This window comes from Levilactobacillus huananensis (assembly GCF_003946145.1).
Taxonomy (GTDB): domain Bacteria; phylum Bacillota; class Bacilli; order Lactobacillales; family Lactobacillaceae; genus Levilactobacillus; species Levilactobacillus huananensis.
This window is the reverse complement of the sequence record NZ_RHOC01000008.1, coordinates 21,822-41,741: the sequence shown is the minus strand read 5'-3', so window position 1 is coordinate 41,741 and position 19,920 is coordinate 21,822. Positions and strand designations below refer to the sequence as shown.

Sequence of the window (19,920 nt, the reverse complement as noted above, 5' to 3'; positions counted from 1 at the left end):
AGGCTTGTTTTTTAGCTAATTAATTTGAGACCGATTACGGCAATTAAGATGACGGCGACCCACAGAAGTTTACGCCAATCCTTGGATTCCCCAAAGAAAAGCATTCCGGTGAGGACGCCTCCAGCGGCGCCGATCCCGGTCCACACAGCGTAAGCCGTACCCATTGGCAGCGTTTGTAAGGCAATATCTAGGGCGCCAAAGCTAAAGGTAAAACCGATCACCATTAGGGTCCACAACCACCAGGTGCGGCGATGGATCGCCCAGTTCATGAAGGTGACACCGGACATCTCACAAAGGCCGGCGAAGATTAACCAGATCCAGGCCATATTAGTCCGCCTCCTTTGTTGTCACCGTTTGAAGGCCGCCGATTCCAATTAAGAGTAAGACCACCAGGGCGACCTTGGCCACGCTGACGGGCTCATTGAAGGCTAGAATGCCGACCAGTGTCGTTCCTAGCGTGCCAAGTCCAACGAAGACGGCGTAGGCCGTGCCGGCCGGCAGGACTTCACCAGCTTTGATAAGGAAGTAGAAGCTCAAATAGACGGCGGCGGCCGTTAGAATCCATTCCCACCAAGTATTGGCGTGCTTGAAGCCCACGACCCAACTAACCTCGAAAATGGCACCAATAATCACGCGAAACCAATGTTTAGTCATCGTTTTCCTCCTATAAAATTCAGAAAAAGCCTGAGAAATTCTGTCGTGATGACAAAATCTCCCAGGCTTTTTCCCTTCCGTGTCCGTGGGACCACCCACGGGTTTTCTCTCGGACCAGGCCTACTGATGTAGCGGAACCCTAGAAAACAAAGTATGCGATTTGATTCGGTAAGGTTAGATTAGCACGGATCTTAGCGGGGGTCAACCGAGAGATAGTCGGGATGGTGAGGCTGAAAACGCGTGATTAGCGACAATAAAGTGACCCATTTCACGAAAAATGAAATCGATTGCATTTCGATGGCGACTTGTTTTATCGGACTTTTCTGAAAATATTGACGCGTGAAAACGCCTTCTCAAGATTGGACCCGATGCTATACTGAAAGCGATTTAAAAATGACTAGATCAGTCATTCAGTGCTTAGTAATTGGTGCCGCGGGTCACGGTCCCCGGCAAAAATATGGAGGTAGCGAGTATGCAACTTGGAAGTATTGAAGCTGGTGGAACAAAGTTCGTTTGTGCAATTGGTAACGAAGACTATCGCACGAACAACCGGGTCATCATTCCCACCACGACACCGGAAGAAACCTTGAGTCAGTGTGTTGCCTATTTCAAGCAGTATCCGGATTTAAAGGCCATTGCCATTTCATCATTTGGTCCGATTGAATTACGACACAACTCACCCAAGTACGGGTATGTCACGGATACACCCAAGCCGGGTTGGGCGAACACGGACTTCTTGGGTCGCTTGAAGCAAGACCTGGACGTGCCGATGTACTGGACAACCGATGTGAATGGATCGGCTTACGGTGAATATGTGGTCGCCACGCTTTTCAACGAAAAGATTTCGTCATTGGTTTACTTCACGATTGGGACTGGTGTGGGTGCCGGCGCTATCGTGGATGGCAAGTTTGTCGGGAGCATGGGTCACCCAGAGATGGGTCACGTTCGCGTCAAGCGCCACCCAGACGACCTGGACTTCGACGGCATTTGCCCCTTCCATGGGGATTGTCTCGAAGGCCTGGTCAGTGGACCAACATTTGAAGCACGGACTGGGAAGCATGGTCACGAAGTGCCAATGACTGATCACGTGTGGGATATTATGGCCTACTACGTGGCACAGGCGGCCTTGCAAGAAACGCTGATGATTCGTCCCGACAAGATTGTCTTTGGCGGTGGCGTGGTCAGTCCAGAATTCTTGGTGAAGGTACGCGCCGAATTCGCTAAGTTACTGAATAACTATGTTGACGTGGGCAATCTCGAAGATTACATCGTGATGCCTTCCGTTAAGGATAACGGCTCAGCCACGCTCGGGGACTTTGCCCTCGCGCTCAAAGAATACAACAAATGAACAGCACAAAGAGAGGAAGATTTATCTGATGAAAGCTTTAGTATTGACCGGAACTAAAAAAATGGAAATTCAAGATTTACCAACGCCCGAAGTTAAACCTAACGAGGTTTTAGTGAACACCGCCTATGCCGGTATTTGTGGGACTGATCGTGCGCTTTACGCCGGCCTTCCTGGCTCAGCTGATGCGGTTCCACCCATTGTATTAGGCCACGAAAACTCAGGGATCGTTGCTGCTATTGGGAGCGAAGTGACCAACGTTAAAGTTGGCGACCGCGTGACCGTTGACCCGAACATCTATTGTGGCGAATGCGAATACTGCCGTACTGACCGACCAGAACTTTGTGACAACTTATCTGCTGTTGGGGTAACGCGTGATGGTGGCTTGGAAAAGTCCTTTACTGCACCAGCATCCGTTGTTTATCCACTGCCTGACAGCGTTTCATTGAAATCAGCTGCCACGACAGAACCTATCTCATGTGCAGTCCACGGGGTGAAATTACTGGACTTAACACCATACCAAAAAGCTTTGGTCATCGGAGACGGCTTCATGGGGCAAATTTTCGTGCAATTATTACAAGCTTATGGTGTTCACCAAGTGGATTTTGCCGGCTTGAATGATAAGAAATTAGCCTTCAACAAGGAAAAATTTGGGGTGACGAATACGTACAACACCACGCGTGAAAGTATTCCCGCTGATTACGATGTTGTCATTGAAGCTGTTGGGTTGCCACAGACGCAAGAACAGGCAGTTGAAGCTACCAAAAAGGGCGCCCAGGTTTTGATGTTCGGTGTTGGGAAGCCTAACCAGACCTTCTCAATGAACACGTATGAGGTTTACCAAAAGCAATTGAAGATTCAGGGGGCCTTCATCAACCCTTACGCCTTTGAAGATGCCATTGCACTGTTAGCTAGCGGCCAATTGGATGTTGAATCCTTGATCAGCCACGAAGTTGGCTTGGAACAAGTGGAAGACGTCTTGAATGGCAAGGTTGCCGGTGTCAGCAAGGCTGTTGTTAAGGTCAGTGACTAGTAAAGGATAGGGATAATTGTGAAAGTTGAAGCGACAACTGATTTAAACGGCGGAGCGGCAACTTTGGATACCGCTAACGGGCGTACAATTTCGATGGGGAAAGCCATTGCCTACTTCGCCTTATCACTGGTGATCAACTCTGCCGGAAACGTGCTGACGTTGGTGACGAGCGCCAAGATTCACCCGTCGTTCTTAGGAGCGGCGTACTGGTCTGCGGCGGAGGCGAACCTGGGAACGGCCTTCCATTGGAACCTATTCTGGGCGTTTCTTATCATGGGTTTTCTGACGTCCGTGCTAAATGCCGTTCTGATTCGTCACTGGGACTGGAAACGGATTGCCGGAAACATGATCTTCATGGTGCCATTTTCCGCTTTGATTCAGGTGTTTGAGGATTTCTTTAATGGCAAGTATCCCGCCTTGTTTGTGGGGTTACCGGAAGCCCGGTCTATGGGGATGATTGTGCTCTACGTCTTCCTGAACTTCTTAGGAGTGGCCTTCATTGCGGTGGCCATCTCTATCTACCAACGGGTCAACCTGGTCTTGCATCCGGCCGATGATCTGATGCAAATTTTGCGATTCCGTTACTTCAAGGGGAACGCGGCCAAAGCGATGTGGGTGTCATACATTCCACCTACTATCATGGCTATCGTGGCCCTCTTGATTACGCGGTCATTCACGAACTTTGGGTTGGGGACCATCTTTGCCTTTCTGGCACAAGGTGGGATTACAGGGATTGCCGACAAGGTGATCTTCCCTAAGCTGAAGCATCAGGCAGTGGATGTCGGAAAATAAGACAATTTAAAGGACGGTTAGTGGCCTTTAATCCCTATTTCTACAGCATAGCCAGCACGACTTAGCTAAAAAAGGAGCAAAAAAATGTCAGTTAGTGACTTCATCACTGGAATCCAACACGTTGGGATTCCTTCAGCAGATTTAGACAAGACTATCGCATTTTACGAATCTCTAGGTTTCGAACAGGCCGGCCTATTTCCTAATGGAAAGAATCGGTGTGCATTCATGCGGTTGGGCAACCTAACCATCGAAACGTGGGAAGGCGATCCAACTCATCCAGAGGCCGGCGCCATTAACCACATTTCCTTAAACACGACCGACGTCGACCAGGCCTTCGCTGCTGCCAAGGCCCAAGGGTTGACCATGGTTAACGATGAAATTCAGTCTATCCCATCTTTTTGGAAGAAAGGGATCCGGTTCTTCAACATTCTGGGACCTAATCATGAAACGATTGAATTCTGTCAGATTCTAGATTAAAACGTGTAACAATAGGCAGTTAGTCGGAAGCGATGGCTGATTGGCACACGTATTGACACGTTAAATGAAAATCGCCCTGCCGTTACTGAGATAACGGTAGGGCGATTTTTGTGATGAGGTTTAAAGTTAACGTTTTGTTGCTCGTGGAATAATGGTCGCTGTGAGCCGCACCTCTTGGGGGATCTGATGTGGATTCTGAATCTTGGCGATCAGGTGGTTTACGGCAACCTCACCGAGCCTCGTGATGGGTTGTTGGGCCGTGACAATTGGTTTTTCCAAGAAGTCGAACCAATCGCTATCGTCGAAACCACCTAGCTGGAAGTCCGGCACATCAAGCGTGGTTAGCCTTGTCAGAACGGCACGCATGATGGTGTTATCTGCTGCGAAGAGGCCATCACACTTCTGGTTCACCAGGAGCTGACGGGTCATCTGACCAACGTTGCTGTTGTCAGTGCGAGCGACGACCTCGATGGCGGGATCGATGGGAAGGCTGGCAGCAGCCAGCGCCTCGTGATAGCCACGGAGTCGTTCGTCGGCAGTGGCGGGAACGGCACTGTTAATGATCCCGATTCGGTGAGCCCCTTGATTAATGAGTTGGGCCACCACGGCCTGGGTGCCTTGACCATTGTCGACAAGGACGCGGTCGTATTCAGGGGCCGTGCCAGCTGGTGGCATACGATCTACGAAGACAGCAGGCGTGTTGCCCAAGATGTCGGTGTAGTTGGTTGCTTCACCGGCGCTGGCAATTAAGAGGCCATCGACTTGTTTTTCCAACATCAAGTTGAGTGCCTTAGTTTCCTTTTCCAGGCTTTCGTCAGTGTTGACGATCAGAACATCGTAGCCGGACTTCGCGGCTTGGTCTTCAATGGCACGACTCAAATGGGTGAAAAAGCCATTGAGAATGTCGGGAATGATCATGCCCAGTGTGTGGGTTTGTTGGACGCGAATACTGCGGGCCAGTCCATTGGGATGGTACCCGAGATTACGCGCAATGTTTTGAATCTTTTGGCGGGTATCACGTTTCACCTGCGGGCTATTATTGAGAGCCCGAGAAACGGTGGCTTCAGAGACACCAGCCTGTTTGGCAACATCTTTAATGGTAATCTTACCGGACATGTCAGTTCCTTCTTTTCTGAAAATAGAATGGGGTACAAAAGGACTGTTGATTAGGTATCTTATCCCATAAATCTAAACATCGAATAAACGGTACACCTGGTAATTGTATATTTAGCGTAGCGGTTAGAAGCATGGTCGTCAACTAATTCTGCGTGGAAGAAAAAAAGGGGTTGCATTTTTAGGGGGATAAATGCTAAAATTAGTTCCTGTTGGGTCAGTGATGACCGAATTCTTGGGCTATAGCCAAGTGGTAAGGCAACAGGTTTTGATCCTGTCATGCGCTGGTTCGAACCCAGCTAGCCCAATCAGAGGTTTAACAAGGAACTGTCAGTCGTTTTGCGACTGACAGTTTTTTTGTGTTATTTTCCCCGTATCCCGATCAAATGAGTTGGCAAGGCGGGGAGTGCTGGGGTATGGTTAACACAATAACAAAGATCGAAAGGAAAAGGTGATCAGCAGTGACAAGCCGCGAGCAGCAGATTCTGGAATGGATCAAACAGAATCCCATGATTACGCAAAATGAGCTAGCAGAGTTGGCCGGAATCACCCGGTCTGGTGTGGCGGCTCATATTTCCAACCTGGTCAAGAAAGGTTATATCCAGGGCAAAGGGTACGTGATTACGCCACCGAAGTACGTGACGGTGGTCGGTGGAATTAATATGGACATCCTGGGGGTCTCCGGTACAACGGTAACCAATCAGAGTTCTTATTCCGGAAAAATTTATACCAAGTTAGGTGGTGTCGGCCGAAACGTGGCGGTCAACCTCAGCAAGCTGGGTGTGAAACCCTACTTTATCGCGGCCTATGGTGACGATCGTAACGGCGAAATCTTTAAGGAAGACGCGTTAACCAATCAGATTGATATTAGCCATGCCAAACAAATTGCCAATGAGCCCACGTCGATGTATCTCTTCGTCAATCAACCTCAAGGAGACCGCATTGTTGGGATCGATGACATGGATATCAACGCGTATATCACCCCTCAATATTTAATGGGGCATGAGCAGACGCTTAATAACTCTGACCTAGTGATTATCGACTCCAATCTTCCCAAGCGGACGATTAAGTGGCTCTATAACCACGTGACGGTGCCGTTATTTGCAAAGGCCGTCGGGATTAACAAGATGATGAATCTTTATGATGGCATTGATCGGCTTGATACATTGGTTATCAATGCGTTGGAGGCCACTCTGCTAACGAAGATTACGATTTGTGACGAGGCCACTGCGCGGCAAGCCGCCACTGATCTGATTGGGCGGGGGGTCACCAATGTCTTTATTTACATTGACGAGGTGGGAATCCTTTATCAAAATGCAGAGCAGGCGGTCTTTTTTCCCGATACCGAGCAAGACGCGCGCAACACGAATGGGGCTGGGGCGTCCGCAGTGGCGGCTTTAGCTTGGGCCAGACTTAATCATCAGGACTTCAGCCAAACAGCTAAGGCGGGAGTGGCAGCCACTTACATTACCACCGAGGCCGATGATGCAGTCAATGACAGAATGAGTGCGCAAGTCCTCCGTCGTCGGCAACACGCCTTAGATGACTGATGGTGATCGGGGGCGTCTTTAACCACATCTTTGGTACGCCGGTCGCCGGCAACCATTAAAATGAACTTATAGCGAAGTGAGATCAAATGATAAAAATTTGATCTCACTTTTTTTGCTTGTGAAAAAGTAAATTAGAAGGGAAGCCGATCACCAGACTGACACGGGTTTTTGGAATGTGGAAAGGTGAGCAAACAGCCTCAAAACATTGCAACCGCTTACGATCCTATTGACAAAGGACTCTGGAGATTATATTCTGATAGTATCAAATGATTACTTAGATAAACATTTGTTTATAGTTCCAGCCCTGAAGGAGGCAATGGAAATGGATAGCCAGAATTTGAAAAAGCACTCAGGCTACGTCGTTGTAGTTGGTGGTATGAACATGGACATCTTCGGGATGCCTAGTCAAAAGGTCATTCAGCGTGATTCCAATATTGGTAAAGTTGGAATGGCTGTCGGTGGTGTGGGTCAAAACATCGCCCAAAATTTGGCTCATTTAGAAGTCCCTACCCATCTCATTACGGTGTATGGTGATGACTACAATGGTCACTTACTAGCAAAGTCTTGTGAAGAAAACCACATCATGTTGGACCAAGCCGAATTGGTCAAGGGGTCCCGTTCTTCAACCTACATGTACATCACCGACGAAACGGGTGACATGCTGGTGGGTGTGAATGACATGGCTATCTGTGAACAGATTACGCCAGAGTTTTTGGCTAAGCGCCTCGACTTCATTAACAATGCTGCTATCTGTCTGATTGATGCGAACATCTCGCAGGAAGCTATCGACTGGTTGGGAGACAACGTGACGGTGCCACTCTTTGGGGACACGGTTTCCGTTGTGAAGGCGCCACACTTTGCCCACATCTTGGGTAAGATGGACACCTTGAAGCCGAATGCTTTGGAAGCTTCGCTGCTCAGTGGCGTTGAAATTACCGATACTGCGTCCGCAGAAAAGGCCGCTAAGGTGCTCCTGGCTACCGGGATGAAGAACATTTACATCTCATTGGGTGCCGATGGTATCCTGTGTGCCAACCATGAAGAAATGGTTCACGTCCCAATCTTCAAGACCGACATCGTCAACGCTAACGGTGCTGGGGACTGTGGGATGGCTGCGATTACCTGGAGCCACTTCTTAGACCCTAACCGGTCATTGGAAGAAACGGGTAAGATTGCCCAGGCCGCATCTAGCATCGCCCTTGAAAGCACCAAGTCAGTGCCAGATATCACACCAGAGTTAGTGGATCAGAAGCTGGCAACTTTAACCATTTCAAAATAAGAGGAGAGAGTAATTTATGATTAAGCAAATTTATTCTTTGATTCAGTACGACGAATCCGTTAAGACTATGGAAGCTGGGGCCGACAACATCGGACTTGTGCCTATGCAACATGGTGGTGTTCCAGCTCACCGTGTTCCCCTAGATCGGGTTGACAAGATTTTCGCTGAAGCTAAGCGCCGTGGCGTAACCTCCGTTGCGATCATGTTGACAAACGACCCTGAAGAAATGCTCCAACTTGCCGAACGTATCCAACCAGACATCTTACACATTGCTGGTGATGGTTACGCTGCCGATGCTGAATTTGCTAAGCGCTTGAAGAAAGTTGCACCGCACACCGAACTGATGCAAGCCGTTCTGGTTGATGGCGAAGGGGCCATTGCGCGTGCCAAGGCTTTCGCGCCATTCGTTGACTACATCCTGTTGGACTCTGGTTTAGCACCAGATACTGGGATCGGTGCCAGTGGTGTGACCCATGACTGGAATATCGACGCTCAGATCGTTAAGGAAGTTAACGTACCAGTTATTGAAGCCGGTGGTATGGGACCTGACAACGTTGCCGAAGCCATTGAAAAGATTCGCCCATACGGGGTCGACTCATTGACGAAGACCAGTATCAAGTACGAAGGCGGAAACATGGAAAAAGATATCCCAAAGGTTAAGGCATTCTGTGAAGCCGCAGATGCTGCCGCTAAGAAGTTAGGCCTTTAATTTTTGAATCGCATAGGAGGCGTTAGAGAGTTGTCATCGAAACGTTATACGCCCAAAACCGTTGCTCTAGCCTTCCTAGGAATATTTCTAGTTTGTATTGGGGTTGCCTTTAACAATAATACCCAGTTGGGTAATGACCCTGTGGGCATTATTTACGACGGGTTACGGACAACCTTCCATCTTGAGCAAGCGCAATTAGGAACGGTTTCTAATTACTTGAATGTGGTGTTAATCGTGGCCCTGTTCTTTATCGGGCGGCATTACGCAAGCTGGGGCACCTTGATGTATCTGGTGCCTTACGGTCTGTTCGTGTCAATCGGGTCGTACCTGTACCCCTTGATTTTCACCTCCACGACGTTGTTGGGTCGGTCGATTGGTGGGGTCGCTGGGATTTCCCTGTATTACCTAGGGATTAGCCTCTTTGTTGCCGCCGATATCGGCGTTGACCCCTTCAGCGGCTTCATGCTAACACTCCGGGACTTTACCGGATGGAGCATGCGTCGCAGCAAGATTACCTTCGACGTGGGTCTTATCATTATTGGTATTTTATTAGGTGGTAAATTCGGGATTATTACCATCTTAACCGCACTGACCACTGGTCCGACGATTCAAGCGTTGAGCTCAGTCTTCAGAAAACGATTAATCCTAGAAAGAAGCTAGATAGAATGAGTTTGGATGTTAAATTACTACAACGCGTCAAGGTTATCGATACCGATAATCTGGCACAAACGGTTCTTGAAGTTTTACAAACCGAAAATTATCACCGGCCATTATTCATCATGGACGGCTTCCTCGCCAAGGTTCAATTGGTTCAGGATACGCAAAAATTGTTAAAGGATAACGGCATTGATGTCGCCGTCTTTGATAAAGTGGTTTCCGATCCACCTGCACAAACCATTCGTGACGGGGTTACAGCTTTCGAAGCAGCCAAGGCTGATAGTATTATCGCCATTGGTGGTGGGAGCTCAATCGACGTTGCTCGTGGGGTTAACATCGTGCGGACCAATGGTGGCGACATCATGGATTACACGGATCCTAAGAAGGAAATCAAGGTCTGCAAGGGTCTGATCGCCGTGCCAACGACTTCCGGTACTGGGAGTGAAATGTCCAACGCCCTCGTCGTAACTGATGTGAAGACTGAAAAGAAGTTGGCGATTCTTTCTGACAACGCTGTCAGTGAATATGCCATCTTGAACCCTGATCTGTTGTTATCGTTACCAACTAAGATGACGATTGCCACTGGTTTGGATGCCTTCTCTCACGCTGCTGAAGGGTACACGTCACGGCTTTCCAGCCCAATCACCGACGCTATTTGTGAAAAGGTCATGTTCCTGTTAGCCAACTACTTGCCAACTGCCGTAAAGGACGGCCAAAACCGTAAGGCACGTCAAGAAGTGATGGTTGCCGCGGCCTTAGCCGGTTGGATGTTGAACAATGCCGGAACTAACGCGGGTCACTCAATGGCTCACATCTTGGGTTCCAAGTACCACATTGTTCATGGTGAAGCTGTTGCCTACGCCTTACCAAGTGTCTTGACCGCCGTTAGTGAACTGATGCCTGAAAAGGTTGCCGAAATCGGCCAAATCCTCGGGTTGAACTATGCCGAAGATGAATCCATGGCTGATCGTGCTTCTGCCGCAGTTAAGCAGTACCAACACTTCCGTGACGATGTCTTGGGCTTACACCCATTCAGCGATTACGGCATCTCTTCCGAACAAGTTGTCTCCAACGCCAAGGCCGTTGCAAACGAACAATTCGCAAGCAACATGCCTGGAGAAATGAACGAACAGGTTGCTGCCAAACTGTTAGCTGGTTTCGGTAAGCGCCTCGACTAAAAGGAAAAAGGGTGAACATAATGAATTTTGTTTTCTTGTTAACTGGGCTAGCATTAGTCTTCGGGATTGGCTGGCTGGTTAGTTCCGACCGTAAGCACATCAAGTACAAACGAATGGGAATTCTGTTTGCTTTGCAAATCATTATCTCGTTTCTTTGTTTACATACTTCCGGTGGGATTAAGACTTTAGCCGGAATCTCCGGCTTCTTCAGCTGGTTGATGGGTCAAGCTGCCGGTGGTGTTGACTTCGTCTTTGGTGGGTTAGCCATCAAGCCGGGTGCCTCCGTCTTCTTCCTCAACGTACTGATGCCAATTGTCTTTATTTCCGCATTGGTTGGGATCCTGAACTACATCAAAGTCTTACCATTTATCATCAAGTGGACTGGTTGGATTTTGAACAAGATTGCCGGTATGGGTGAACTTGAAAGTTACTTTGCCGTATCAACGGCCATTCTGGGTCAACCAGAAGTCTTCTTGACGGTTAAGGAACAAATCCCAAAACTGAATGAACAACGTCTTTACACCATTTGTGCCTCAGCAATGAGTGCCGTTTCAGCCGCAATGCTAGCTTCATACATGAAGATGGTTCCCGGCAAGTTCGTTGTTGTTGCCGTTTTCTTGAACATCTTGTCTGCATTGATTGTTTCTTGCATTATCAACCCTTACGAGACTGAAGCCAATGATGAATTGGTTCAGATTTCCGAGAAGAAGCAAGAACCATTCTTCCAAGTTTTAGGAACTTACATCACCGATGGATTCAACTTAGCTATCACTGTTGGTGCCATGCTAATCGGGTTCGTTGCCCTGGTGACGTTCTTAAACAATAGCTTTACTGCTATTATCCACATTTCATTTACTGACTTAATTGGTTACGTCTTCTCACCAGTTGCCTTCTTAATGGGTGTTCCTTTACATGAATCCATGAAGGTTGGGAGTTTGATGGCAACCAAGTTGATTACCAACGAATTCGTTGCCATGGGGAGCTTACATGCTATCGCCGGTGGGTTGAGTGCTAAGGCTAACGCCATCATCTCTGCTTACCTGGTATCCTTCGCCAACTTTGGGACGATCGGGATCGTTACGGGTTCTATCAAGTCCATCAGTGCTGAACAAGGTGGTTACGTTGCCAAGTTCTCCATGAAGTTGCTGTTAGGAGCCACCTTGGCTTCTGTTCTTACTGGGACTATCGTTGGTCTGTACTTCTAATTAGGAGGTTTGAATGGTGAAAACGAAACTCAAAAAATTATTACCGTTGATGCTGGGTTCTTGGTTCCTATTTGTTGCCACGAATCTGGGTGTGACAGTGCTGACGAGTAACGCGGCCGCCATTCGCCCCATGATTAATACCGTGGCGTTTGCTCTCGTGCTTTACGTCTGGAGCGCGATCAACGTGCTTCGTGATCGGCGCCACGCGGTAGGATTAATGGAATTTGTGATTATCGTTTATTCGTTTGGATTCGTCAGTTCGTTGGTGACAGCCGTTTCCAACTTGAGTCAGGCAACTGGCCTGCTGAGCCTCGTCATTGTCGGCAGTCTCGTCGGCATCGGGGTCAACCTGCTATGGTTCAAGACCTGTAGTCAACTTAGCAAAGTAACGGTTAAATCAACCCACTAATGACTTTAGATAAGGAGCTATCTGACATGACAACAAAGATTATTATGGACTGTGACCCCGGTCACGATGACGCCCTCAACATGATGTTGGCGTTAGCCAATCCTGAGATTGACTTATTAGCGGTCACTTCTTCTGCCGGGAACCAAACCCCAGAGAAGACGTTGAATAATGCAATGCGTCTCTTGACGTTGATGCACCACCAAGAGATTCCAGTGGCCGGTGGGAACCGGACACCGCTCATGAAGCCGTTGGAAACGGCCGGAAACGTGCATGGTAAGTCCGGTTTGGACGGGGCTGACCTTGCCGAACCAGACTTCAAGGTTCAGGACATGACGGCTATCGAGCTGATTGCCAAGACCTTACGCGAAAGTGATGACAAGGTAACCTTAGTGGTTACCGGCCCAATGACCAACATTGCGTTGTTCTTACGGGTCTACCCAGAATTGAAGAGCAAGATCGAACGGATCGTCTTCATGGGTGGTGCCATGGGCTTAGGTAACTGGACCCCATCCGTAGAATTCAACATCTACGTGGACCCAGAAGCCGCTAAGATTGTCTTGAACGCTGGGATTCCGCTAACAATGGCGCCACTGAACGTGACCCACAAAGCCCAAATCCTGAAGCCAGAAATTGAATCGTTAGACGAGATCGACAACCCGGTTGCCCACGCGTTCCGCGGTTTGCTGAGCTTCTTCGAAGTCTACCACGAAAATCCAAAGTGGGGCTTCAAGGGTGCGCCACTACATGATCCATGTACCATTGCCTGGATGCTCCATCCAGAAATGTTCAAGAGCGAATTGATGAACGTTGATGTGGAAACTGAAGGTGAATTGGTTCGTGGTGAAACGGTTTGTGACTACTATGAACTCACTGGGAAGCCTAAGAATACTGAAGTTCTGTTAGATATTGACCGTCCGGCCTTTATCCAATTGATCAAGGATTCTTTGAAGACTTTCAACAAGTAATCGATTTGAAACTAGCGCCATTCCTCGTCGGGAATGGCGCTTTTTGTGTTCTACTGAGAAGAGTTCTTAGGCTGGCTGAGTAAGAGAAGCCTGACTGTCTTCTGGGGGCACGGCTATGGGTCGCCCTGAAATAAATTTTATGAATGGCTAAAGGCATAAGAACCGTGGACTGATTCGACGGGGGAACCATTAGTCGGCAACATCATTTCTATCGGCTAGTTTCCAATCATCAGGTATAATGGAGCCAGTAATAACCCGGGAAATTGATTGGGGAAACGACTAATTTTGAGAAAATTCAAAAAGATTGAGCAGACCCCTTGCTTGTCACGCCACGTCATCAGGTATAACAAGGGTATAGGAGGTGAACCCATGTCAGATTATTCAACAGGAGAATTAGCCAAGTTGGGTCACGTTTCGGTGCGGACACTCCAGTATTACGATCAGAAGGGACTCTTACCCCCAACAGCCGTGACGGCCGGGGGCCGCCGGCGATACGCGGAGACGGACTTGCAACGGCTCAAGTTAATTCGGTTACTCAAAGGGATGGACCTCTCGCTAGCGGCGATTCAAGAAATTTTAGATAGCGATCAAGCCAATCGCGTTCTAGCCGATGCTTTGACCCAGCAGGAGCACCAATTACTGGCGGAACAGGCAGAGAACACAGAGAAATTACGGACGCTTCGTCTGATTCAACGCAGTCTACCCGACTTTACTGACGTTTCGATTCAATCCATTACTGACATGGAACACATGATGGCAAACAAACAAGGATTAAGACGCGTTCGTTTACGGCTGTTTGGATTTGGTGGGATTCTTGGAATTATTGAGTGGGGCACGTTTATTTATGCACTCTTCACGGGAAACTGGTGGTTCTTCGTCATTGGCATGGTCATTGTGATTGCCGGGGCGAGTTGGATTAGCTGGGATTATCTTCGTTCAGTGAGTTACGCTTGTCCCAACTGCGGGACAGTCTTTAATCCCGCATTCAAGGAGGCCTTCTTTGCGCGGCACAACATCCGAGCTAGAAAGGTAACCTGTCCGCATTGTGGTCAGAAGAATTTCTGTGTCGAAGTGTATCGTGAGAAGGCAAAAGCTAATTAAAGCAACAGTCCCACTGGCCATGACGGACGGCAGGGCTGTTGGGGTAAAATGAGGGCTCGAGTTGGCTACGCCGTTGGTTTGAATTAGCCAAATGATAAGACGAGTGCCTGCTTAGGAGATATTGATAGGCCGTCAGCCGAAGACAAGGTTAATCGAAAGCATTTATCAGTGTGTTATGTCACTAGAAAGAGCCACCATGTCTGGACAGAAATCCAGTTCTGGTGGCTCTTTAGTATTTCTAAGTCTTTAAGCAAAGTAAGGTTCTAAAATCGTGAGCTTCCGTTGGTCGAGATCTATTTGGGCCAACGCCTCATAGGGCAAGGCGGTCCGTGGATAGGCGTGACCAAAGTTTAAATTAGCCATGATTGGTGTGTGGAACTGACGCGTTGCGGCTAATAATTCGTGGCAGTAGGCATCATAATAGATCTCATTTTGAGGCTTACCCATGAGGATGGCGGCGACGTTTCCTAAGATTCCGGCCTGGGTGAGATTAGCCAACATGGCAGCATAGGCGTCGGGAGTTGGGTGTTCCTCGCTGGTTTCTAGGAAGAGAATCTTGCCGCGACATTCTTCTGGTGTGGGTAAAAGATGATAGTGAGCGGCTATCGCAGGTTCATCCGGGTAGTGGGCATCCGTGAGCAGACTATTTAAGCTGTCGATGCAGCCGCCTAACAGGCGACCAGTGAGACGACCTTGGCCGCGTAGAACCTGATAACCGCGGCGTTCGGGATGACTGACTCGCGGTGTGCCCACGGCGGCTAGGGAAAAGTCGGTGCGTTCCTCATACCAGAAGGGACTACTGGTAATTGCGGTCGTCTGAGGGTTTTCAAAGTAACGCGTGAGGGTCCGTCGGGTATAAGGCAACAAGTTTGGTCCCAGTTCCGCCAAGTCGTTGAGCAGGTTAGGACCATAGTACGTCGTGAGCCCCAGACGCCGCAACATCAGGTGATTGACGGTTGTGTCAGAGAAACCGGTAAAGAGTTTTGGATGTTGACGCACGGCAGCTACGAATTCTGGATCCTCGAATAAGTAGGGGGCCAGTCGGAAGGTATCGATTCCCCCAATAGCACAGAAGACGCCCTTGATCTTCGGGGTGGTGAAGGCCGTCTTGAGATCGGCGGCGCGGGCTTCTGGATGGGCATCCAAGTAGGCCTGACCCTTGAGGGCGTTGGGCATTGTGATGGGCTTTAAGCCCAACTCGTGGAGTCGACGTTGACCTCGTGCAAGTTCATGGGCGGCAAAGGGTTCTCCCAGAACGCCGCTAGAAAGGCTGACAATGGCGACGGAGTCACCGATATGTAAGGGTTGTGGTTTGATCATAGGCAGTCCTCCAATGAATAAAATTATGATTAGTCTACACCCTTTAGGTTAAAAGACAAGTCGTGAGAAAACAACTCACCGGGTAATTAAAAAGCGCACTCCCATGATAGCGAGAGTACGCTCCTGTTTGGCGCTAATAACTCAGTGCCCGGTAAGCATCGTGTTTCCGATGCGTGTGTAGGCTGGCTTGTGACATACTGGTCCGCTTATTCGTCCAGGGATCGTTGTAGTAGGCCCGTGTCTTGCTGTAACCAGTTAGTGTGATGGCATGGTTGCTGAAGCCATCAACGTGGTTGACCCAGAGAACCACGGGATGCCCCTTGTCGATCTGCTTCTTCAGCTTATTGAAGGAAGCACCGGTCATGTTTTTGGCAGAACCGGTGTGGCGTTTGACGAGCTTCATCAGGCCCTTAGGATAAATCCACCAACCGTACTTGGAGTAAGGATTGCCGACGAAGCCCTTGTTAGGGTTCGAACTACGCGGCGCTTCTTTAGCAATCGACATCTTGGTAACCTTGGCCCCGGCATATTGGAGCATCATGGTTGTCGCCGTGAATTCACAGCCGGTTGGGAGTTGTGGTCGTTGGGCAATCAGTGGGACACGCAGGTAACGGTAGGTCTTGACGGTCCCATTACGGTGAATCCAACCGATCTTTTTCTTATAGGTAAATCTGAGCCAGATGCCGTTGGCCATGGTTTCTTCGCGGGTGATGTGAACCTGTTTATTGGCAAATGAACTCGCCATCGTATAAGGCTTCATGTTCTTAGCAGCAGACTTGGCACCCCCGGTTCGATAAACAGAATGGTCGTAGCTTCGGTTAGGGCCAATCTTGGTGTAATAGTTCACCTTTTTCACTTTGAAAATCGGCCGGTAGACGACTGGTTTCGGTTTTGGCTTGGGTTTTGGCGTTGCTTTTTTGCTTTCGCTTGAAGCCGATGAGGAACTGCTACTGGCATCGGCAGAGGAAGAATTCGTCGTGACGGTTGATGATGAATTGGCATCACTAGTCGCACTGGCGTGAGCGGTTGCGGGTTGAACGGTACTGATTAAAAGACCACAGCTAAGTGCTAGGAGGGCCGTTGAAAGTCGTTTCATTGTAAAATACCACCTTATGTATGATTGATTCGAGACAAAACTACTAAGTAGGCTAACCAATGGTTAGGATCAAAGTTAATTATACGCCCTATAGGGGGGCTGGCAAAAGAAAATTTTGGCGTTTTAAAAAGGCTGCAGTGACTGTCGCAGCCTTTTGTGTATCTTTGATGCGTTATTTAACTTCGGCACCTAGGGCGGTCTTAAAGTGTTCTAGAGCCCAGGCATGGCCGGTCGGATTAAAGCTAGCTACGGCGTTCTCGTGAATAATTAAGTGATAGCCCAAGTTGTACGCCGCGATGGCGGTGTGGAGAACACAAATGTCGGTACAGACACCCGCGAGATGCAGGGTATCCACGTGGCGTTCTCGCAAGCGTAGGTCGAGATCAGTCCCTGCAAAGGCACTGTAACGGGTCTTGTCGAATTGCCAAACGGTCTCAGTGTCTTGATGGGCGTCGAACCAATTCTTGGTCTGACCGAAAAGTTCGCGGCCCCAGGTGCCACGAACGTTGTGCGCAGGAAAAAGCTTGGTTTCCGGATGATAGGGGTCATTTGGTGTGTGGACGTCGGTCGGGAAGAGCACCCAGTCGCCGGCTTTGAAGTGGCTCTCCGCCAGTGCAACTATCGGGTGATCCAAGACCTGGCCTGGTTCACCACAGGTTAAGGCACCCTTATCGGCAACAAAATCGTTCGTGTAATCGATGATTAGTAAGGCTTGTGTTCCGGCCATAACATCGTCTCCTTTGGTGTTTCGCTTTAGTATGCAAGGTCGAGAAATGGAAGTCAACGACTTGTCTCATAACTTCTTTAATAGGAAGGCAGCTATTATTAATATCGAGAAAATGAAGATCACCTGGTTATGGTCATAGCTGGTAGGGCGTTAATTATAATTTAGGCTCAAATAGTCATTGACAATACCGATCAGAATTCATATACTGTAGATGAATTTATATTATATCACGTATAATATTGTAAGGAGGAAAGTCAATGGCTATTCAGGTACCGACCGAGCTACTCGACGGCAGTGTGTTGGGCTTGTTAACCCAGCAGGATCATTATGGGTACACCTTAACGCAGGAAGTCCGCCAGCTTTTGCCGATTTCAGAATCCACGTTGTATCCCGTGTTGCGTCGATTGAAGAAGAATGGCTGGCTAGAAACTTATGATGAGCCCTACCAAGGTCGTAACCGTCGTTATTATCGTTTAACGGCAAGTGGACGTGACCGTTTGGTAGAAATTCAGGCGGATTGGCAAGACTTCAACCAAGCCATTTCAAAGTTATTGGAGGGGAAGACAGATGACTGATTACATACGAGCAGTCGAAAAATTATTAGGACAATTGACCACAGCGGAACAGCAGGAAGTTGTGGAATACTACAAGGAATATCTATTGGACGCGGAAATTGACACGTACCAGGGGGCCGTGGATGAATTGGGATCCCCACGTTCCTTGGCCCGGAAGGTCTTGGCCGATTATTCGATTCGGATGAATGAAAAAGACAAAGCCGATAACGAGTCACCGCAGTCGCGGTCCATGGTTCAGGCGACCAAAAGTAATGTGCGCACGGTGTGGTTAATTATTTTGGCCATGCTGTCGGCACCGGTGACGATTCCCATTTTGCTGCTCGTCGTGTTGTTATTCATTGCCTTTGCAGCGGTGTTATTTGGCTTAGTTGTTGCGGTCTTGGGCGTTTTTCTCAGTATCGTTGCCCTGGGAATCGTGGGCGTCGTTGTTGGCCTCGTCATGCTATTCCAAGCGCCGTGGACGGGGGTCTTTTACCTCGGTGTGGGCCTATTCTTCTTGGGAGCTAGTCTGTTGGGCTGGTTAGTCCTGAAATGGGTTAGCAGTTGGGTTATTGGGGGAATATCGTGGCTTGCTAAGAAGATTTACCAGCGGTTTATTCCGCGAAGCCGCGCAGAACGGGGGCATAAGCTATGAAAAAAAGTTTAAAAATCAGTTTGATCTTGATGGTCTTGGGGGCCATCCTGCTCGGAATTGGCTGGAAAAATCATGGGGACAAATCCGTCGTTTGGGATCACTCAAGTCGCGGACTGAAGACCCTCGAACACACCAAGACATCGACCAATCCGGGGAATTATCAGCGGATTATGATCGACAGTCCAGCCTCAGTGACAGTTAAGTCTGGCGACACGAGTCGGGTCACGGTGAGCTACGTGAATCACGCGCAGGCCATGCCTAAGGTTAAAGTGGCTAAAGGAACACTGACCATCACCGATGGGGGATCAGCGGACGTTGCTAGTATCACGGTATTTGGGGAAGACCACACTTTCGATAAGGGGGGCGTTCTGGTGACGGTACCGCGAGGAAAGCAACTGAAGGACATTACGGTCAAACAGGGGAGTGGCGCGATTTCGCTTCGCGGATTGAATGCCGATAACGTCAAGGTGGCCAATACCGATGACGTCAGTATGATGGATCTGCGTGTCAAGCAGGCCGTCAGTGTCGACTCAAGTAACGGGGATGTCTGGGCCTCGCAGTTGCGCACCAAGCAATTATCGGTGGTCACGATCGATGGCGATACAGGAATCTCTAGCAGTCAGTTGACAGGAAAAGATAATCGCCTTGATTCCGGTAGTGGGGACGTTCGTTTGAGCGAAACGACCCTCGGCGGTGGCCGTATTTCGACGGAGGATGGGGATGTCCATTTACAGGACAATCATCTGAAGGGCCAATTGAAGGCTGAAACGGGAGATGGCGATATTCGGGCCACAATACCAACTTCTGCGGGATTGAAGGTTACCAATGCCGATGATGATATGGGCGATATCACCATTTGGGGCAGATCTCGACATAGTGGTTTTCACATCACGGCCAAAACGGCAGCGCAGTATGTACTGCATGCGGATGATGGTGACATCACCGTGGGTAAGCAAGGGTCGGCATCGGCCAATTAACTTAACTAATAGGCACTGGGTAACGGACGATTGAACTGACGAGACCGTTAACTGGTGCTTTTTTCATGACCTGTGTGCGCATTCGCTAACGGTAGATATTTATATGGTAGGGTTCACCATTAGC

The 19,920-nt window shown here is 48.9% G+C and carries 22 protein-coding genes, 1 tRNA gene and 1 riboswitch; of the genes, 17 read left to right on the top strand and 6 right to left on the bottom strand.

Translation table 11 applies throughout. From position 1 onward, the window contains the following. Positions 1 to 11: 11 nt before the first annotated feature. Positions 12 to 326, bottom strand: a complete 315-nt coding sequence (locus tag EKM71_RS07570) for a DMT family transporter (RefSeq protein ID WP_125574003.1) — start codon at positions 324 to 326, stop codon at positions 12 to 14. 1 nt (position 327) lies between these two features. Continuing rightward, a complete protein-coding gene (locus EKM71_RS07565; RefSeq protein WP_125574002.1) occupies positions 328 to 654 on the bottom strand; it encodes a DMT family transporter in 327 nt (108 codons plus the stop codon). Between the two features lie 56 nt (positions 655 to 710). Beyond that, positions 711 to 808, bottom strand: a riboswitch (guanidine-I (ykkC/yxkD leader). A 318-nt stretch (positions 809 to 1,126) separates the two neighbouring features. On the opposite strand from EKM71_RS07565, the gene scrK reads away from it, so the two are divergent. From scrK to EKM71_RS07545, 4 genes are all read left to right on the top strand, one after another. Further along, positions 1,127 to 2,002: a fructokinase ScrK gene (scrK, locus tag EKM71_RS07560; RefSeq protein ID WP_125574001.1), complete on the top strand. Its 876-nt coding sequence runs from the start codon at positions 1,127 to 1,129 to the stop codon at positions 2,000 to 2,002. Positions 2,003 to 2,030: 28 nt separating this feature from the next. Next, positions 2,031 to 3,032 carry a zinc-dependent alcohol dehydrogenase family protein gene (locus tag EKM71_RS07555; RefSeq protein ID WP_125574000.1) on the top strand — a complete coding sequence of 334 codons (1,002 nt, stop codon included), beginning with the start codon at positions 2,031 to 2,033 and terminating at the stop codon, positions 3,030 to 3,032. A gap of 93 nt (positions 3,033 to 3,125) precedes the next feature. After that, positions 3,126 to 3,824, top strand: coding sequence for a fructose permease (locus EKM71_RS07550; protein ID WP_225418020.1), 699 nt, complete (start codon positions 3,126 to 3,128; stop codon positions 3,822 to 3,824). A gap of 84 nt (positions 3,825 to 3,908) precedes the next feature. Beyond that, positions 3,909 to 4,301 (top strand): VOC family protein, encoded by a 393-nt coding sequence (locus tag EKM71_RS07545; RefSeq protein WP_125573999.1) that lies wholly within the window; start codon positions 3,909 to 3,911, stop codon positions 4,299 to 4,301. Between the two features lie 126 nt (positions 4,302 to 4,427). On the opposite strand, the gene EKM71_RS07540 is transcribed toward EKM71_RS07545, so the two are convergent. Beyond that, positions 4,428 to 5,417, bottom strand: a complete 990-nt coding sequence (locus tag EKM71_RS07540) for a LacI family DNA-binding transcriptional regulator (RefSeq protein ID WP_125573998.1) — start codon at positions 5,415 to 5,417, stop codon at positions 4,428 to 4,430. 233 nt (positions 5,418 to 5,650) lie between these two features. Here EKM71_RS07540 and EKM71_RS07535 point away from each other — a divergent pair. From EKM71_RS07535 to EKM71_RS07490, 10 genes are all read left to right on the top strand, one after another. Further along, positions 5,651 to 5,722, top strand: a tRNA-Gln gene (locus tag EKM71_RS07535). A gap of 153 nt (positions 5,723 to 5,875) precedes the next feature. Continuing rightward, positions 5,876 to 6,964: a PfkB family carbohydrate kinase gene (locus EKM71_RS07530; RefSeq protein ID WP_125573997.1), complete on the top strand. Its 1,089-nt coding sequence runs from the start codon at positions 5,876 to 5,878 to the stop codon at positions 6,962 to 6,964. A 322-nt stretch (positions 6,965 to 7,286) separates the two neighbouring features. Further along, positions 7,287 to 8,243, top strand: a complete 957-nt coding sequence (locus EKM71_RS07525) for a PfkB family carbohydrate kinase (protein ID WP_125573996.1) — start codon at positions 7,287 to 7,289, stop codon at positions 8,241 to 8,243. A 16-nt stretch (positions 8,244 to 8,259) separates the two neighbouring features. Next, a complete protein-coding gene (locus tag EKM71_RS07520) occupies positions 8,260 to 8,952 on the top strand; it encodes a phosphoribosylanthranilate isomerase (RefSeq protein WP_125547197.1) in 693 nt (230 codons plus the stop codon). Between the two features lie 30 nt (positions 8,953 to 8,982). Beyond that, positions 8,983 to 9,612, top strand: a complete 630-nt coding sequence (locus tag EKM71_RS07515) for a YczE/YyaS/YitT family protein (protein WP_225418017.1) — start codon at positions 8,983 to 8,985, stop codon at positions 9,610 to 9,612. Between the two features lie 5 nt (positions 9,613 to 9,617). Next, a complete protein-coding gene (locus EKM71_RS07510; RefSeq protein ID WP_318530884.1) occupies positions 9,618 to 10,787 on the top strand; it encodes an iron-containing alcohol dehydrogenase in 1,170 nt (389 codons plus the stop codon). Between the two features lie 20 nt (positions 10,788 to 10,807). Continuing rightward, on the top strand, positions 10,808 to 11,992 hold the full coding sequence (locus tag EKM71_RS07505; protein ID WP_125573995.1) for a NupC/NupG family nucleoside CNT transporter: 1,185 nt from the start codon (positions 10,808 to 10,810) through the stop codon (positions 11,990 to 11,992). A gap of 16 nt (positions 11,993 to 12,008) precedes the next feature. Next, entirely contained in the window at positions 12,009 to 12,401 is a 393-nt protein-coding gene (locus tag EKM71_RS07500; protein WP_125573994.1) for a hypothetical protein, read from the top strand. A 26-nt stretch (positions 12,402 to 12,427) separates the two neighbouring features. Then, complete coding sequence (gene rihA / locus EKM71_RS07495; protein WP_057877743.1) at positions 12,428 to 13,366, top strand: pyrimidine-specific ribonucleoside hydrolase RihA; 939 nt, start codon at positions 12,428 to 12,430, stop codon at positions 13,364 to 13,366. 369 nt (positions 13,367 to 13,735) lie between these two features. Then, complete coding sequence (locus EKM71_RS07490; RefSeq protein WP_125573993.1) at positions 13,736 to 14,467, top strand: MerR family transcriptional regulator; 732 nt, start codon at positions 13,736 to 13,738, stop codon at positions 14,465 to 14,467. Positions 14,468 to 14,713: 246 nt separating this feature from the next. Here EKM71_RS07490 and EKM71_RS07485 read toward each other — a convergent pair whose 3' ends face one another. The 3 genes from EKM71_RS07485 to EKM71_RS07475 all read right to left on the bottom strand — a co-directional run bounded on the left by EKM71_RS07485 (position 14,714) and on the right by EKM71_RS07475 (position 17,610). Next, complete coding sequence (locus tag EKM71_RS07485) at positions 14,714 to 15,787, bottom strand: S66 family peptidase (protein ID WP_125573992.1); 1,074 nt, start codon at positions 15,785 to 15,787, stop codon at positions 14,714 to 14,716. A gap of 133 nt (positions 15,788 to 15,920) precedes the next feature. Continuing rightward, positions 15,921 to 16,883: a C39 family peptidase gene (locus EKM71_RS07480; RefSeq protein ID WP_125573991.1), complete on the bottom strand. Its 963-nt coding sequence runs from the start codon at positions 16,881 to 16,883 to the stop codon at positions 15,921 to 15,923. 172 nt (positions 16,884 to 17,055) lie between these two features. Further along, positions 17,056 to 17,610 (bottom strand): cysteine hydrolase family protein, encoded by a 555-nt coding sequence (locus EKM71_RS07475; RefSeq protein WP_125573990.1) that lies wholly within the window; start codon positions 17,608 to 17,610, stop codon positions 17,056 to 17,058. A 257-nt stretch (positions 17,611 to 17,867) separates the two neighbouring features. Between EKM71_RS07475 and EKM71_RS07470 the strand changes: the two genes are divergently transcribed. The 3 genes from EKM71_RS07470 to EKM71_RS07460 are packed head-to-tail and all read left to right on the top strand — an operon-like array spanning position 17,868 to position 19,796. Continuing rightward, on the top strand, positions 17,868 to 18,185 hold the full coding sequence (locus EKM71_RS07470) for a PadR family transcriptional regulator (protein ID WP_125573989.1): 318 nt from the start codon (positions 17,868 to 17,870) through the stop codon (positions 18,183 to 18,185). Next, entirely contained in the window at positions 18,178 to 18,819 is a 642-nt protein-coding gene (locus tag EKM71_RS07465) for a DUF1700 domain-containing protein (protein WP_125573988.1), read from the top strand. The genes EKM71_RS07470 and EKM71_RS07465 overlap by 8 nt, the downstream gene beginning before the upstream one ends. Continuing rightward, the gene (locus EKM71_RS07460; protein WP_125573987.1) at positions 18,816 to 19,796 is read left to right on the top strand and encodes a DUF4097 family beta strand repeat-containing protein; all 981 of its coding nucleotides are present in this window, start codon (positions 18,816 to 18,818) and stop codon (positions 19,794 to 19,796) included. The genes EKM71_RS07465 and EKM71_RS07460 overlap by 4 nt, the downstream gene beginning before the upstream one ends. Positions 19,797 to 19,920 lie beyond the last annotated feature (124 nt).